General features: G+C 65.6%; 14 protein-coding genes. 5 read left to right on the forward strand and 9 right to left on the reverse strand.

The window, feature by feature from the left end; all coding sequences use genetic code 11:
• The first annotated feature begins 50 nt into the window (after positions 1 to 50).
• The gene (locus ACQR1H_RS29505) at positions 51 to 1,538 is read left to right on the forward strand and encodes an aldehyde dehydrogenase family protein (protein ID WP_315800443.1); all 1,488 of its coding nucleotides are present in this window, start codon (positions 51 to 53) and stop codon (positions 1,536 to 1,538) included.
• 65 nt (positions 1,539 to 1,603) lie between these two features.
• Here the strand turns inward: ACQR1H_RS29505 and ACQR1H_RS29510 are convergent, their stop codons facing one another.
• The 4 genes from ACQR1H_RS29510 to ACQR1H_RS29525 all read right to left on the reverse strand — a co-directional run bounded on the left by ACQR1H_RS29510 (position 1,604) and on the right by ACQR1H_RS29525 (position 5,721).
• Positions 1,604 to 2,434 (reverse strand): molybdenum storage protein subunit alpha, encoded by an 831-nt coding sequence (locus ACQR1H_RS29510; RefSeq protein WP_315800279.1) that lies wholly within the window; start codon positions 2,432 to 2,434, stop codon positions 1,604 to 1,606.
• 13 nt (positions 2,435 to 2,447) lie between these two features.
• Positions 2,448 to 3,260, reverse strand: coding sequence for a uridine kinase (locus ACQR1H_RS29515; RefSeq protein WP_434908592.1), 813 nt, complete (start codon positions 3,258 to 3,260; stop codon positions 2,448 to 2,450).
• 406 nt (positions 3,261 to 3,666) lie between these two features.
• Entirely contained in the window at positions 3,667 to 4,230 is a 564-nt protein-coding gene (locus ACQR1H_RS29520) for a DUF2478 domain-containing protein (RefSeq protein WP_434840014.1), read from the reverse strand.
• Positions 4,231 to 4,308: 78 nt separating this feature from the next.
• Positions 4,309 to 5,721 carry an aldehyde dehydrogenase family protein gene (locus tag ACQR1H_RS29525; protein ID WP_434908593.1) on the reverse strand — a complete coding sequence of 471 codons (1,413 nt, stop codon included), beginning with the start codon at positions 5,719 to 5,721 and terminating at the stop codon, positions 4,309 to 4,311.
• A gap of 167 nt (positions 5,722 to 5,888) precedes the next feature.
• On the opposite strand from ACQR1H_RS29525, the gene ACQR1H_RS29530 reads away from it, so the two are divergent.
• Both ACQR1H_RS29530 and ACQR1H_RS29535 read left to right on the forward strand, forming a co-directional pair.
• On the forward strand, positions 5,889 to 6,269 hold the full coding sequence (locus tag ACQR1H_RS29530) for a hypothetical protein (RefSeq protein ID WP_315800275.1): 381 nt from the start codon (positions 5,889 to 5,891) through the stop codon (positions 6,267 to 6,269).
• Between the two features lie 343 nt (positions 6,270 to 6,612).
• A complete protein-coding gene (locus tag ACQR1H_RS29535; RefSeq protein WP_315800274.1) occupies positions 6,613 to 7,035 on the forward strand; it encodes a globin family protein in 423 nt (140 codons plus the stop codon).
• A 7-nt stretch (positions 7,036 to 7,042) separates the two neighbouring features.
• Here the strand turns inward: ACQR1H_RS29535 and ppx are convergent, their stop codons facing one another.
• The 4 genes from ppx to ACQR1H_RS29555 all read right to left on the reverse strand — a co-directional run bounded on the left by ppx (position 7,043) and on the right by ACQR1H_RS29555 (position 12,196).
• Positions 7,043 to 8,542, reverse strand: a complete 1,500-nt coding sequence (ppx, locus tag ACQR1H_RS29540) for an exopolyphosphatase (protein WP_434908598.1) — start codon at positions 8,540 to 8,542, stop codon at positions 7,043 to 7,045.
• Between the two features lie 42 nt (positions 8,543 to 8,584).
• Positions 8,585 to 10,780, reverse strand: coding sequence for an RNA degradosome polyphosphate kinase (locus ACQR1H_RS29545; RefSeq protein WP_315800272.1), 2,196 nt, complete (start codon positions 10,778 to 10,780; stop codon positions 8,585 to 8,587).
• 125 nt (positions 10,781 to 10,905) lie between these two features.
• Entirely contained in the window at positions 10,906 to 11,583 is a 678-nt protein-coding gene (locus tag ACQR1H_RS29550; RefSeq protein ID WP_315800271.1) for a DnaA ATPase domain-containing protein, read from the reverse strand.
• Positions 11,584 to 11,641: 58 nt separating this feature from the next.
• The gene (locus ACQR1H_RS29555; protein ID WP_315800270.1) at positions 11,642 to 12,196 is read right to left on the reverse strand and encodes a CDP-alcohol phosphatidyltransferase family protein; all 555 of its coding nucleotides are present in this window, start codon (positions 12,194 to 12,196) and stop codon (positions 11,642 to 11,644) included.
• A 157-nt stretch (positions 12,197 to 12,353) separates the two neighbouring features.
• Between ACQR1H_RS29555 and purM the strand changes: the two genes are divergently transcribed.
• Together purM and purN are read left to right on the forward strand one after the other, a co-directional pair.
• Positions 12,354 to 13,427 carry a phosphoribosylformylglycinamidine cyclo-ligase gene (gene purM / locus ACQR1H_RS29560; protein WP_315800269.1) on the forward strand — a complete coding sequence of 358 codons (1,074 nt, stop codon included), beginning with the start codon at positions 12,354 to 12,356 and terminating at the stop codon, positions 13,425 to 13,427.
• 13 nt (positions 13,428 to 13,440) lie between these two features.
• A complete protein-coding gene (purN, locus tag ACQR1H_RS29565; RefSeq protein ID WP_315800268.1) occupies positions 13,441 to 14,094 on the forward strand; it encodes a phosphoribosylglycinamide formyltransferase in 654 nt (217 codons plus the stop codon).
• A gap of 144 nt (positions 14,095 to 14,238) precedes the next feature.
• Here purN and ACQR1H_RS29570 read toward each other — a convergent pair whose 3' ends face one another.
• The gene (locus ACQR1H_RS29570) at positions 14,239 to 14,448 is read right to left on the reverse strand and encodes a cold-shock protein (RefSeq protein ID WP_284423192.1); all 210 of its coding nucleotides are present in this window, start codon (positions 14,446 to 14,448) and stop codon (positions 14,239 to 14,241) included.
• Positions 14,449 to 14,827 lie beyond the last annotated feature (379 nt).

Raw genomic sequence — 14,827 nt, forward strand, 5'->3', positions numbered from 1 at the left:
CGAACTCATATTTGCTCCTACGCTGGCATACAAGAAGCGGAGGAAATATGATGTCCATTGCATATGACTACGAACGCGGCTCCAGCGCGTCGCGCTATCTGGCGAAGCCGCTGCAGCTCCTGGTCGACGGCCGGCACGTTCCCTCCGTCTCGGGGCGCTCGTTCGTGTCGTTCAATCCTGCCACCGAGCAGCCGATCGCGACGATCGCCGAGGGCAACGCCGAGGATGTCGACCGTGCCGTCGCAGCGGCGCGGCGTGCTTTCGAAGGGCCGTGGCGCACGATGCGCGCAGCGGAGCGTGGCGCGATCCTGCTGAGATGGGCGCAGCTGCTGCGTGATCATGCCGACGAGATCGTCGAGCTAGAAAGCCTCGATGCCGGCAAGCCGGTTGCGGCCGTGCTGCGCCAGGATCTGCCCGCAGCGATCGATACACTCACATATTACGCCGGCTGGGCCGACAAGATCAGCGGTGAGGTCGTGTCCACGCGCGACGATGCCCTGACCTACACGGTGCTCGAGCCCGTCGGCGTCGTCGCTGCGATCGTGCCGTGGAACTTCCCGCTGATGATCGGGATGTGGAAGCTCGCGCCGGCGCTGGCCTGCGGCTGCACCGTCGTGATGAAGCCCGCCGAGCTGACCTCGCTGTCGGCGCTGCGGATCGGCGATCTCGCGCTCGAAGCCGGTCTGCCGCCCGGCGTTCTCAACATCGTGACCGGTCCCGGGCGCACGGTCGGCGAGGCGCTGGTCAATCATCCCGATGTCGACAAGGTTACGTTCACCGGCTCGCCCGGCGTCGGCCGCGGCATCATGAAGGGCGCGGCCGGCAACTTCAAACGGGTGTCGCTTGAGCTCGGCGGCAAGTCTGCCAACGTCATCTTCGATGATGCGAACATCGAGGCGGCTGCGAAGGCCGCGGCCAGCGGCATCTTCTTCAACACGGGGCAGGTGTGCTCGGCCGGCTCGCGCGTGCTGGTGCAGGAGCGTGTCTATGACGAGGTTGTCGAGCGCCTGACCGAGCGGGCGAGGGGCTTACGGATCGGCGATCCGCTCGATCGTGCCACCTCGCTCGGACCCGTCATCTCCGAGCGGCAGATGAAGACGATCCTCGATTATGTCGAGATCGGCCGCAACGAGGGCGCTTCGCTGGTGACCGGCGGGGCGCGTGCCGCACCGCGTGGCTACTTCGTCAGCCCCGCCGTATTCGCCGGCGTCACGCACGAGATGCGGATCTCCCAGGAGGAGATTTTCGGACCGGTCGTCAGCGTGATCAAGTTCAGGGACGAGGCCGACGCGCTGCGCATGGCCAACGGCACCGCCTACAGCCTGGCCGCCGGCGTCTGGAGCCGCGACATCGGCCGCGTCCAGCGCCTCGCCAAGCGGCTGCGCGCGGGCACGGTGTGGATCAACACCTATGGCTACACCGATGTGCGGTTGCCGTGGGGTGGCGATCGCGACTCGGGACTGGGCCGCGAGCATGGCACGGCCGCTCTGGACAATTTCACAGAGCCGAAGGCCGTCTGGATGAATCTTGCGGTGTGAGCCAGGCGTCGGTTGACGCGGACGGCCGCCATTCGCATCGGCGGTCGTCTGCGCGATCCAACGGATCAGTCGGCCTTGGCGCCGGTCGTGATGATCGAGCCGACGTGGTGGCCACGCAGCGCCGCCGTCAGCCGTCCCGGCACTAGGCCGTTGACGACCTGGACCTGCGAGATGTGGCGTGCGTTGGCCATCACCTCGAGCAGCGTGCGGTCGAACGGCAGCGTGCCGTCCTGCCTGGCCAACGCATCGAAGCTGGTCTGACCCAGCAGTCTTGCTTTTGCCGCGTCCGGCCCGTTCGGGTCGACCGTGTAGACGCCATCGACGTCCTCGACGATCGTCAGTCCCGCGGCGCCGAGCGCATCGGCGATCAGGAAGGCGCCGGTGTCGGCCCGATGCGTCGGAATGCGCGAGGTCGGGAATTCGTGGTGGTGATAGGGCGGGAAGGCACTGCCGACCACTGCGCGTGCCGCGGTGAGATGAATCGCGAGCTGGTTGGCGATCGTCGGATGCTCGATGTAGGACACGCCTTCGCAGGCCAGCAGCGCCGCCAGGATGTGGCCGTTCTGGCCGGCCTCGCTGGCGGCGAGCGGTGCGAGCGAGCCGACCGGCAGGCCGAGATCGAGGCCGACGCCGTAGAGATGTCGGGCGCGGATACCTGCGCCGGTGAGGATCAGCAGGCGGTGCTCCGGCAGCAGCTTCCTGATCTCCGCGACCAGCGGCAGGATTGCCTCGGCGCCGCGGTCCATGATCGCGCGGCCGCCGATCTTGACGACCTGCAGCCAGGGCAGCAGCGCGATAGGGCGTTTGCCGGCGACAGGACGGGTGAGCTTGTCGTCGAGCAGCGTCTGGCGCGCGAGCGGCGAGGCGACGTGCTTGATGGTGTTGGTGTCAGCCATGGCGGTGGGGCCCTCAGCTCGCGGTGATGATGGTGCCGACATGCTCGCCGGCGAGCGCACGGGTCAGATTGCCGGGCACGAGTCCGTTGACGATCTGGACCTCGCGGACGTGTCGCGAGGCTTCGAGCAGGTCGAGCATCGGGAACTCCAGGATGGAGTCCGCCAGACCCTTGGCCTTCATCTCGGGCACCGAGATCTTGGGAATGAAGGTGGCATTCTTTTCGGTCTTCGGATTGGCGGTGTAGAGGCCGTTCTCGTCCTTCACGTAGATCATCGCCTTGCAGCCGAACTGCTCGGCGACCAGGAAGCAGCCGGCGTCGGTGCGGTAGGGCGGGATGACACCATCGGCCGAAGGGCGCATCCACAGGCCGTAGGGCGGCATGCCGCTGAAGACGACCGCGGCGACCTCGGCGAGATAGAGCGGCACGGCGGAAAGACCCGCGCCTTCCACCGCCGAGATGCCGTGCTTGGCGAGCAACTGGCCCAGCATTGCCGCGTTCTGGTCGGCAACGGAGGCGCCGAGCTGCGACAGCACGCCGGCCGGCAGATTCAGTCCGGCGGCGATCGAATAGAGGTGGCGCGCGCGGGTGCCGGCACCGGTCCCGATCAGCATCTTGTGCGCCTTGCGGGCGGCGACGATCTCCTCGACCAGCGGATAGACGGCGGCACGGCCGCGATCGATCATGCTCTGGCCGCCGATCTTGATCACGGTGGCGTCGGGAAGGATGCGGAAGTCAGCCGCCGTTTCCGCCGCCGCAATCAACTGGGCGTCGGTGAGCGAGCGCTGCATCAGAAGCTGCTCGAGCCCGGTCGTCGTGGTTGCCATTGAAAAACGTTCCTTTCCTCGTGGATGTCCGGCCGGCGTGCCGGATTGGCTGCGCCGTCCACCCGCTCCTGACCGTTTCCCTGAGATGTCCTGGCAGCCGGCTCAATGGCCGGCTATCGATCGCATATTGCCCGTGGAATACACGACCGTTCGTGGCCCCGACAATCGTCTGCGGAGCAGGTTGGCCCACGCTGTCATGCGCGAACATCGATCGCGCCGATCCCGCGGGTCCATCCAGTCAGAGAAAATCCCTTGGTATTTCAATTAGCTATATCGAGAATCATATAGCTTCACCCGAGCGGTTTGCAGGGTTTCCGACAATGCACAAAGTTTCGGCATAATCGCGCCGACTGCGGCCTGGCCCGATTGATCGCAGCGCCAGGTTGCCGGTGAACGGCAGCCGCGATCATTTGAGAAGCTCGCAGATCGTGGGTCGATTCTTGTCGAATACGGCGCAGCGCCGCGACACGCTCCACCACCACTGGTCCAGCGCGCGACGCGTGCAGGGCAGCCTCACGCTCATGCCCTGCGCGAAGTTGATCCACTCGGCGAACCTGAAGCAGGGGACGGCGATCAGGACAGGGACATCCGCGGCCAGTGCCTGCTCGATCAGATAGGTCAGGCCTCCGCCTTCGCTTTCCTGGCGGCCGAAGCGGTTGACGATGAGAAGATCGGCGCCCTCGCTCAGCGCCCCCGCCACTGCTGAGCCCGCCTGCAGCAATTGGCCGACGTCGAGGCGGCAGCCGCCGGCTTGGCGCCCAAGCCGCTGCAGCAGAGAAATCTCGACACCGCTGTGCACCAGCGTCGCCGCGATCTCGTGCGCGTCGAGAGAGCGCTGGACACGCTGCACCAGTCCGACGGCACGAACGCCGCGAGCCCGAAGACGGTCTGCGAACTCTCGTAACAGCTGATCCGGCTCGTCGCCCTGATCATACACCAGGGCAGCGAGGTCGCATTCGGCGTCGAACATCACGCGCTCCGGAGTGAAAATGACGGTGGACCCGTTTGCGGGAAGGCCGCGGACAACTGTCCGCGGCCTTCATGTGGCTCAGGCCGTGAGGCCCGGTCCGTTGATGATCTGCAGCTGGGTGAACTCGGCGAGGCCTTCCTCGGCGAACTCGGTGCCGATGCCCGACTGCTTGGCGCCGCCGAACGGGATGTGCGGCGCCATGTCCAGGTGCTTGTTGATCCACACCGTGCCGGCCTCGATCTGGGTGGCGATCTCATGCGCGCGTTTCGGATCGGACGACCAGACCGATGCGCCCAGGCCGTAGCTGGTGCCGTTGGCGCGGCGGATGACGTCGCTCGGGTCGGAGTATTTGATCACCGGCAGCACCGGTCCGAACTGCTCCTCGTCGACCAGCTTCGAGCCTTCCTTGATGTCGCGCACGATCGTCGGCTCGATGAAGTAGCCGGGACGATCCATCGCAGCACCTCCGGCGATGACCTTGCCATTCTTGTGCGCGTCGTCGAGGAACGCCTTCACTTTCTCGTATTGCATCCTGTTCTGCAGCGGCCCGAGCTTGGTGCCCTGTTTGGAGCCGTCGTCGACCACGGTGTTCTTGGCGATCGCGACCAGCTCGTTGCAGATGTCATCATAGACGCTCTCGTGCACGTAGAGCCGCTTGATCGCTAGGCAGACCTGCCCGGAGTTCTGGAAGGCGCCCTCGAAGATACCGGGCGCGACGGTCTTCGGATCGACGTCGTCGAGCACGATGCCGGCGTCGTTGCCGCCGAGTTCGAGCGTGATCCGCTTCAAGGTCTGCGCGGCACTGGCCATCACCTTCTGTCCCGTCGCGGTCGAGCCGGTGAACGAGATCTTGCGGATGTCCGGATGCCCGGTCATGCGGTCGCCGAGATCGTTGGCGTCGGTGATCACGTTGAGCACGCCGGCCGGCAGCACGTCCTTGACCAGCTCGGCGAATTTCAGGGTCGAGAGCGGCGTGGTCGGGGCCGGCTTGACCACCAGCGTGTTGCCGGCGAGCAGGGCAGGCGGCAGCTTGAAGCCCAGGATCAGCAGCGGATAGTTCCAGGGAATGATGGCGCCGACCACCCCGAGTGGACGGCGATAGGCTTCGACCTGGCGGTCGCCCGAACTCTCGATCACGCGCATCGGCAGCTCGAGCGTCGCGAGATAGCGGAAGAACGCGGCCATGCCGAGCACCTCGCCGGTGGCGTCGGTGAGCGGCTTGCCCTGTTCGCTGGTCAGGATCCGGGCCAACTCGCCCGAATTGGCTTCGATGATGTCGGCCATCTTGCCAATGAGCCGGCGACGCTCCTCCATCGCAGTCGCGGCCCAGGCGGGGAAGGCCGCCTTGGCGGCGGCGACCGCCTGGTCGAGCTGGGTTTCGGAGGCCCGCGGACACTGCGCGAGCACCTCCTCGGTCGCCGGATTGATCACCGGCATGATCGCGGCGCCCGGCACCAGCGTGCCGCCGATCAAGAGATGATAGTCGCTCATCGGCATGACTCTCCCTGCAAGATGTGGCACTTCGGCCACGTTATATCTGACGCTATATCACGATGAATACAGCAACGCCACCGCGGCATTTCCGCTGCCGCGCTGGACGCGATGGCATTTTTCGCTATAGTCATACGGAAATAACGGTGAATTGATGTGGAGCCATCATGGAGCTGCGGGCCAAGGCGCTGACGGTCTGTGAGGTCGTCGACGACGGTGAGACGATCTCGCTCGGGTTCGAGGACGCGGCCGGCAATGCGGCGGCGCTCAGCCTCTCGGTCAGCCAGGCCGGCGCGTTGGTCATGACGCTGCCCGGCCTCCTCGAGCTGGCGCTGCGTACGCGTTATGGCGACCAGGCACTGCGCTACGCCTATCCGCTGGCGTCCTGGACCATCGAGCAGTCGACGGATTCGACGAAGCGCATCATCACGCTCGCAACGCCCGACGGCTTCAGCGTCCGGTTCGCGATTCCCGACGATCAGCAGAACGTGCTCGGCGAGGCGCTGCTGATGCGATACCCGTCGGCACCGGCGATCCGGCCGAACTGATCGCGCGGGGACCGATCCGAACGTTGGTCAGGCCAGGGATTTCCTGCCTGTTTCGAGGGCGGCGGCCGGCGCGTCGGCGTCCTCCGATGCCCTGCGAGAAGCACGATGGCCGTCATATGTGTTGCCGTTACCGTCTCCGATCACTGGGGCGGTCAGCAACCGTCGCGGCCGGATCACAAGCCGCTCCACAATGCTGCGGCACGGTGCCGCGCCTTTGACAAGTACCTCAGGGCGCGATCGTCTGTTTCTTATAATCTTGAACCCGTTCGCGCCGCCGCGACACCACCACGTCGAGCTCCACTGGTCGGGCCCTGATTGGAATTGTTTCGAATTGGACTTGCGCATGTTGACTGCTGATGAGATCGTGCACGTCAGGTCGTCGTTCGACTTGGTATTTGCCAATGCTACACAGATGACGACGACGTTCTATGACCGCATCTTCGAGCTCGCGCCGGAATGTCGGACGATGTTTCCCGCCGACATGGACGTGCTGAAACGGGACTTCATCGCGACCCTGGCGGTCCTCGTCGGCAGCCTCGATCAGACGACTGGTCTGTTGTCCAGCACCGACATCCTCGGCCGCAATCATGCGCGCTATGGCGTCAGGCCGGAGCACTATCCGGTGGTCGGCGAAGCGCTGCTGTGGACCCTCGCCAAGGGACTTGGTCCGCAATGGAATGATGAGGTCGAGCAGGCCTGGCGCAAGGTCTACGGCATCATCGCCCAGCGCATGATCGCCATCTCGGCCCGCGCGCGGCGGCCCTGATCATGATCTAGCTGCGCACGATCGAGCCGGAGCGGCCGACGAGACGCGCGAGCTGCTTGAAGCGTCCGCCGACGCGGTCGGCGACGAGGTTGACCATCTGGTGCTCGAACACCAGCATCAGCTTGCGGTCCTGGGTGCGGAAATGCGTCGCAGGCAGCACGCCGGGCCGCGCCGCCGAGATCAGATGCGCGACGCGAAACGCGGTGCCGAGCAGGCGCGCACGATCGATCTGAGCCGGGCTCAGCTGCTCGGTGAGAGCAGGCGGCTTCGCCTCGTTGCCCAATCCCTCGTAGCGGAAGAACACCGACAGCGCGGCGAAGATGCGGCCCTCATGGCTGATCGAGCCGAAATTGCCGTTGAGAATGATGCCGTAGGTCTGCTCGCCGCGATGGTCCGGATGCATGCGCCAGCCGATGTCGGACAACAGGCAGGCCGCGTGCCGCAGCCTGCGCTCGTCCTCGGTCTCGCGGATGTGCATCACGCGGAACAGGCGGTCGGTCCAGTCGATCAGCTCGCGGGCATGCTGGGCCGAGCGCGACAACAGCTCGTTGAGGCCCTGCGCCGCGCAGAGCAGCCCGTCCTTGGCGCGCTCGGCGTCGGGAAGCTTGGAGTAGAGCAGGCCCTCGCGCACGCCGAAGGTCGAGAACACGACGGTCGTCGGCCTGGCGACGCGGATGATGTGCTCGAGCACCAGCGCGGCATAGGCGAGCAGCGGGCGCCGCGCCTCGGCGATCGCTTCGATGTCGGCCAGCATGTCGGCGGCGACGAGACGGCGCAGCCGGCGCACGAAGGCCAGCGCGTCGGCCGCCGGGATCGCATAGCCGTGCATCACCCCGAGCGGATAGCCGCTCTGGATGATGTGGATGCGCGCCAGCGCGCGCCAGGTGCCGCCGACCGCGTAGAAGGTGCGGCCCTCGCCGGCCAGCAGCTGCGGCAGGTCGGTCAGCGCCTCGCTCGCGATACGCTGCGCCTTCTTCAGCGATTTCTCGGCAAGATCCTGCAGCGCAAGGCTGCCGAGCGGCAGGGTGACGCCGCTGCGGACCTGGTGCCCGCGCACGTCGATCAGCTCGAGTGAGCCGCCGCCGAGATCACCGACGATGCCGTCGGGCTTGTGAATGCCGGAGATGACGCCGAGCGCCGAATAGCGCGCCTCTTCGGCGCCGGTGAGGATCTGGATCGGGGCGCCGCAGATCTTCTCGGCCTTGGCGATGAAATCGGGGCCGTTCGAAGCATCCCGGCAGGCGGCGGTCGCGATGGCATGAACCTGCCCCACCCGCTGCACCTTGCACAGCGCACGGAAGCGCTTCAGCGCGGTCAGCGCCTTGTCGACGGCATCAGATGCGAGAAGGCCGGTGGTCTGGACCTCGCGACCGAGCCCACACAGCGCCTTCTCGTTGAACACGGTGACGAGACTACGTTCCATCGCCTGGTAGACGACGAGACGAACCGAATTCGAGCCGATGTCGATGACACCGACGCTCGTGGCCCTCGTGCGGGGCGGCTTCACCACGGCATATCCCGGCGCAGAAGGCCCCGATGCAGACAGCCCCTATGAAGGAGAGCGTTCATTCCGGCGCGTGAGCCGGCGCGGCGATGATTCCTTGAGCGACTTTCCACGGCCGGACAGACTCGGATTCGTCATGAAGTAATTGTGCAGGTTGAACGGCTCCTCGCCCTTCGCGGCCTTCATACGCGTTGACGACCCATCCGGCAACAATTGCCAGCTCTGCTCGGTATCCTTCAGGTTCGCGACCATGATCTGTTCCAGGACCTGCTGATGCACGGTAGGGTTCTGAAGCGGGCACAGCACCTCGACGCGGCGGTCGAGATTGCGCGGCATCATGTCGGCCGAGGAGATGTAGACGGCGGCCTTGGCGCTCGGCAGGCCCTGACCCATACCAAAGCAGTAGATGCGGCCATGCTCGAGGAAGCGGCCGATCACCGATTTGACGCGAATGTTCTCCGACAGTCCGGGGAGGCCGGGACGCAGGCAGCAGATGCCGCGCACGATCAGCTCGATCGACACGCCGGCCTGCGAGGCCTCGTACAGCGCGTCGATGATGTCGGGATCGACCAGCGAGTTCATCTTCATCCAGATCACGGCCGGCTTGCCCTGGCGGGCGAAGCTGGTCTCGCCGTGGATGTGCTCGATGATGCGCTTGCGAAGCGTGAGCGGCGACACCGCCATCTTCTCGATGTCGATCGGCTCGGCATAGCCGGTGATGTAGTTGAACACCCGCGTGACGTCGCGGCCGATCACCGGGTCCGACGTGAAGTAGGACAGGTCGGTGTAGATGCGCGCCGTCACCGGATGATAGTTGCCGGTGCCGGTGTGGACATAGGTGGTGAGGCTGCCGCCCTCGCGGCGCACGACCATCGACAGCTTGGCATGCGTCTTCAGCTCCAGGAAGCCGTACACCACCTGTACGCCCGCGCGCTCCAGGTCGCGGGCCCAGCGGATGTTGGCCTCCTCGTCGAAACGCGCCTTGAGCTCGACCAGGGCCGTCACCGACTTGCCGGCCTCGGCGGCCTCCACCAGCGTGCGCACGATCGGCGAATTGTTGGAGGTCCGGTACAGCGTCTGCTTGATCGCAACGACGTCGGGATCGCGCGCCGCCTGCTGCAGGAACTGCACGACGACGTCGAACGACTCGTAAGGGTGATGGACGATCAGGTCCTTCTGCCGGATGGCGGCGAAGATGTCGCCGCCATGGTCGCGGACACGCTCGGGATGGCGCGGCACGTAGGGCGCGAATTCGAGGTCGGGCCGGTCGACCCGCGTCAGTTGCGACAGCTCGTTCATCGCCAGCACGCCGTCGACGACGAACACCTCGTCATCCGTCGTGGACAGCGCATTTTGCACGAAGCGGCGCAGCTCCTCCGGCATGTTGGCCTCGATCTCGAGCCGGATCACCGAGCCGCGGCGGCGCCGCTTCAGCGCTGTCTCGAACAGCCGCACCAGGTCTTCGGCTTCTTCCTCGATCTCGATCTCGCTGTCGCGGATGATCCGGAAGGCGCCCTGGCCCTTCACGGTGTAGCCCGGAAACAGCCGGCCGATGAACAGTCCGGTCGCCTGCTCCAGGGTGATCAGGCGGATCACGCCATCCTTGGAGCCGGGGAAGCGGATGAAGCGGTCGATCTTGCCGGGCATGCGAATGAGGGCGTTCATCGGACGCCCGTCCGCGGAGCGGATCAGCTGCAGCGCCACCGTGAAGCCGAGGCTCGGGATGAACGGGAACGGATGCGCCGGATCGATCGCGAGTGGCGTCAGCAGCGGGAAGATGTTGGCGAGGAAATGGTCCTCGATCCAGGCGCGCTCGCTCCTGGTGACGTCCTGACCGTCGACCAGCACGATGCCGAGCTCGCCGAGAAACTTGCGCAGGTCGCGCCAGATCGCCTGCTGGTCGATGGCGAGCTGCGACACCGTCTCGTTGATCAGCTTCAGCTGCTCGGTCGGCGTCAGACCGTCGGGGCTGCGCTCGGCGATGCCCTCGCGGACCTGGGCGCGGATGCCGGCGACGCGCACCATGAAGAATTCATCAAGGTTGTTGGCGGAAATCGACAGGAAGCGCACCCGCTCCAGGGCGGGATGGCGCGGATTGACCGATTCCTCCAGAACGCGGCGGTTGAAGTGAAGCCAGGACAGCTCCCGATTGATGAATCGCTCGGGGCTCGAGGCAATCTCGATGGACGGCGCCGAGACCGGTGCTTTCTCTGAAATTTCAGTAACTTGCTCGGTATCCATAGGGAATTCGATCCATATCCGTCCAGTCGCGAATGGTCGACCGTAGCCCAATCTGGGTGACCAGGGGATGACGTTGCCGGCACCATTGAGGTTCCGTCATCAACCGCCGTCAAGATGGCCGCCGGTCACGCCGGGCGGAGCAGCTCCGCCGCCAGCGCCCGGGTGACGGGGCGTCCGAGCCGCAGCGACTCGTTGTCCAGCAGCGCGATGGTCTGGCGTGCCGCCGCATAGGACCGCTCGATGTGGCTGGCGAGATAGCTGACCACGGTTTCGTCGATCGCCATTTGCCGGTCGGCGGCCAGCTTGACGATCAGGGCCCGGAACAGCTGGTCGTCGGGCGGCAGCAGCGTGACCACTGGGACGGCACGCAGCCGCGACCTCAGATCGGCCAGGGCGATCGGCAGGGCCGCCGGGGCCTCGCGTGCCGTGATCAGCACGAAGGCCTCGTCCTGGCGGGCCAGGTTCAGCAGGTGAAACAGCGCCCGCTCGTCGAGACCGGTTGCGGTCAGATCCTCCAGCACCAGCGCGCCGGTGGCGAGCGCCCCGGGGACCACGCCTGCCTCAAGGGCATGCGCGGACAGCGATCGGGCGCCTGCCTGCTCGGCCCAGATCGCGGCGAGGTGGCTCTTGCCGGAGCCGTCGGGGCCGACCAGGAACATGGTCCGCGCCGGCCATTCCGGCCAGGCGTCGACCAGAGCGAGCCCGGCCGCGTTGCCTGGACCTTCGAAGAAATTGTCCCGCGTCAGGCTCTCCGCATGCGGCAGCGCGAAGGCCAGCTGACGAGGGGGGATATGGCCGGCCAAGATCGAATTGCTCCGTATCGTGTGGTGCGTGAGGTCAGGACGGGCCCTCCGCGGAGGATCACCGGACCTCGATGGTGCTCATGTGGCGCACCCAGTCGACGAGATACAGCCCGACCGACACGAGGGTAAAGACGGTGACCAGCACCATCAGCACCACATCGTAGGGCCTGGGCTCGAAGCCGAAGCTGAGCGAGGCCAGCACAAGCGCCGCGAATCCCACCTGGGCGACCGTGTTCAGCTTGGAGACCATCAATGGCTTCATCGCGACCGGCCTGTCGAACAGCCAGGACACGATCACCGCCGAGACGATCATGATGTCGCGCGAGACCACCAGGATGACGATCCAGCGCGGGATCGCGCCCCAGATGCCAAGCGTGACGAAGATCGAGACCAGCAGCGCCTTGTCGGCGAGAGGATCGAGCAGCGCTCCCAGCTCGGACCGCAGGTTGAAGCGCTTGGCCAGGAAGCCGTCCACGGCGTCGCTCACCCCCGCGACCACGAAGACCAGAAACGCGATCTCCATCTGGCCGGCCGCAATGGCCCAGACGACGATCGGAACCAGCAGGATTCGACCCAGCGTGATCAGATTGGGGATACTGTGGGGAATGGTCACGCAGCGGGTCCCGACGACGACTCGATCAAAAGACAACCCGATTCCGAAACAGGGCGAACCGGTACGGTTCCTAGATAGTGTGGGGACGAGCCCCTTGCGAGCCATTGCGCGCGGCCGGATTCCGACGTAACCAGCGGCCAGATTAGGGGTTTTTACCATGACCGAGCGCAAGAACGGGCTCACTTATGCAGATTCGGGCGTCGATATCGATGCCGGAAACCGTCTGGTCGATCTGATCAAGCCCATGGTGCGCGCAACCGCCCGCGCCGGCGCGGATGCCGAGATCGGCGGCTTTGGCGGCCTGTTCGACCTCAAGGCCGCTGGATTCAAGGATCCGGTGCTGGTCGCGGCGACCGACGGCGTCGGCACCAAGGTGAAGATCGCGATCGAGACCGGGCTGCATGGCGGCATCGGCATCGACCTGGTCGCCATGTCGGTCAACGATCTCGTCGTGCAGGGCGCCGAGCCGCTGTTCTTCCTTGACTACTTTGCGTGCGGCAAGCTCGACCCGGAGGCGACGGCGTCGATCGTGGCCGGTATCGCCGAAGGCTGCCGGGAATCCGGCTGCGCGCTGATCGGCGGTGAGACCGCGGAAATGCCGGGCCTCTACAAGGACGGCGACTACGATCTTGCCGGTTTCGCGGTCGGCGCGGCGGAGCGTGGCACGCTGCTGCCGTCTCCCGACATCGCGGCCGGTGACGTGGTGCTGGGGCTCGCATCCTCCGGCGTCCACTCCAACGGCTATTCGCTGGTGCGCAAGATCGTCGCCCAGTCCGGCCTCGGCTTCGATGCGCCGGCGCCGTTCGCGCCGGTCCTGACTCTCGGCGCGGCGCTGCTGACGCCGACCCGCCTCTATGTGAAATCATGCCTTCGCGCCATCCGCGAGACCGGTGCGGTGAAGGGGCTCGCACACATCACGGGCGGCGGCTTCACCGACAACATTCCACGCGTGCTGCCGAAGCATCTCGGCGTTTCGATCGACCTGACGGGCCTGCCGGTGCTGCCGGTCTTCAAATGGCTGGCGGAGCAGGGCGGCATTGCCGAGCGCGAGCTCTTGCGCACCTTCAATTGCGGGATCGGCATGATCGCGATCGTCAAGGCCGAGGCCGTCGATGCCGTCATCGAGGTGTTCACCGCGAATGGCGAGCACGTCGCGCGGCTCGGCGAGGTCGTTGCTGCGACAGGCGACGAGCGGGTGATCTACACCGGCGCCCTCGATCTGGCTCTGTGAGACGAGTGTGCCGATGAAGCGCCGCGTCGCCATCCTGATCTCGGGCCGTGGGTCGAACATGGCCGCGCTGATCCACGCGGCGGCGCAGCCGGAATTTCCGGCCGAGATCGCCGTCGTGATCTCCAACCGGGCCGATGCGGCCGGGCTGCAGAAAGCGCAGGAGAGCGGCGTCGCGATCGAAATCATCGAGAGCAAGCCGTTCGGCAAGGACCGCGCAGGGTTCGAAGCCAGACTGCAGCAGGCGCTCGATGCACGCGGCATCGAGATCATCTGCCTGGCCGGTTTCATGCGCCTGTTCACGGCGGAGTTCGTGCAGCGCTGGTATGGCAGGATGCTGAACATTCACCCGTCGCTGCTGCCATCATTCCCCGGCCTCGATCCGCATGGCCAGGCGCTGCGCGCCGGCGTCAAGCTGTCAGGCGCCACCGTGCATTTCGTCATCCCGGAGACGGATGCAGGTCCGATCGTGATGCAGGGCGCGGTCGTGGTCAGGGACGACGACACGCCGGACACGCTGTCGACGCGCATTCTCGGCGTCGAGCATCGGATCTATCCGGAAGCGCTGAAGCTGTTGGCCAAGGGCTTGGTGCGACTCGAAGGCGATCTCTGCCGGACGTCGTCCGTGGAGCAAGGCGATCATACGCTGATCTGGCCGGTCGTCCGCTAGCTGTCGCGGACAAAAAAATCCCCGGCGGGGCCGGGGGCACATCAAGGCTGACGAAGTCTGATCATCGGCGGCGAGCGAACCTGACGCGGAGCTCGTGAGTTGGTTTACGAACCCGCGCTGTGGCGCCCTCCGCCGGGACGATGCTCACGAGAGCTTCAGGTTCTCTGCCGACGTCTTGCCGCGGCTCTCCACCAGATCATATTCGATCGTCTGGTTCTCGTTGAGCGTGGTCAGTCCAGCACGCTCCACGGCCGAGATGTGGACGAACACGTCCTTGTCTCCGCCAGTCGGTTTGATGAAGCCATATCCCTTGGTCGGGTTGAACCACTTCACGCTGCCCTTGTAGGTCGGCATCGCTGTCTCCTCGTCTAGACGAAAAAAAGACGCGGCCACGCTCACGCGTGCCACGCCACAAACGGGCTTCCCGGGATCTGCTCAATTTCCAAAGTCGCGAAACGCACAGTCGAACGGCCAATCCGATTGTACGGGAGATTGCAACACGATTTTCCGCCGATATCAAGGTTGGCGGACTGATGAGAACGCGTCGCGACGTCGCGTCGCCGGCTGTTGCTGCAATTGCGAGGCTTGTGGTGCTGGAACCACAAATCCCTGCAGGGAAGCCGCGGCACGGGCAATCCTCATTGACCGCGATCGGGAACTGCGGGCAAATCATCGCGGCAATATTGAAGCGAATTTGAGCGGCGGTGAAACGGGGCATCGATGCGCGGGGCAT

The organism is Bradyrhizobium sp. HKCCYLRH2015 (assembly GCF_051168215.1).
Classification (GTDB): domain Bacteria; phylum Pseudomonadota; class Alphaproteobacteria; order Rhizobiales; family Xanthobacteraceae; genus Bradyrhizobium.

Bases quoted from the DNA above. Each gene is read 5' to 3' on its own strand.
- ACQR1H_RS29520 (WP_434840014.1), bottom strand. From the start codon at position 4,230: ATGTTCGACGCCGAATGCGACCTCGCTGCCCTGGTGTATGATCAGGGC.
- purM (WP_315800269.1), top strand. From the start codon at position 12,354: ATGACCGAGCGCAAGAACGGGCTCACTTATGCAGATTCGGGCGTCGAT.
- ACQR1H_RS29525 (WP_434908593.1), bottom strand. From the start codon at position 5,721: ATGAGCGACTATCATCTCTTGATCGGCGGCACGCTGGTGCCGGGCGCC.
- ACQR1H_RS29570 (WP_284423192.1), bottom strand. From the start codon at position 14,448: ATGCCGACCTACAAGGGCAGCGTGAAGTGGTTCAACCCGACCAAGGGA.
- purN (WP_315800268.1), top strand. From the start codon at position 13,441: ATGAAGCGCCGCGTCGCCATCCTGATCTCGGGCCGTGGGTCGAACATG.
- ACQR1H_RS29535 (WP_315800274.1), top strand. From the start codon at position 6,613: ATGTTGACTGCTGATGAGATCGTGCACGTCAGGTCGTCGTTCGACTTG.
- ACQR1H_RS29515 (WP_434908592.1), bottom strand. From the start codon at position 3,260: ATGGCAACCACGACGACCGGGCTCGAGCAGCTTCTGATGCAGCGCTCG.
- ACQR1H_RS29510 (WP_315800279.1), bottom strand. From the start codon at position 2,434: ATGGCTGACACCAACACCATCAAGCACGTCGCCTCGCCGCTCGCGCGC.
- ACQR1H_RS29505 (WP_315800443.1), top strand. From the start codon at position 51: ATGTCCATTGCATATGACTACGAACGCGGCTCCAGCGCGTCGCGCTAT.
- ACQR1H_RS29530 (WP_315800275.1), top strand. From the start codon at position 5,889: ATGGAGCTGCGGGCCAAGGCGCTGACGGTCTGTGAGGTCGTCGACGAC.
- ACQR1H_RS29545 (WP_315800272.1), bottom strand. From the start codon at position 10,780: ATGGATACCGAGCAAGTTACTGAAATTTCAGAGAAAGCACCGGTCTCG.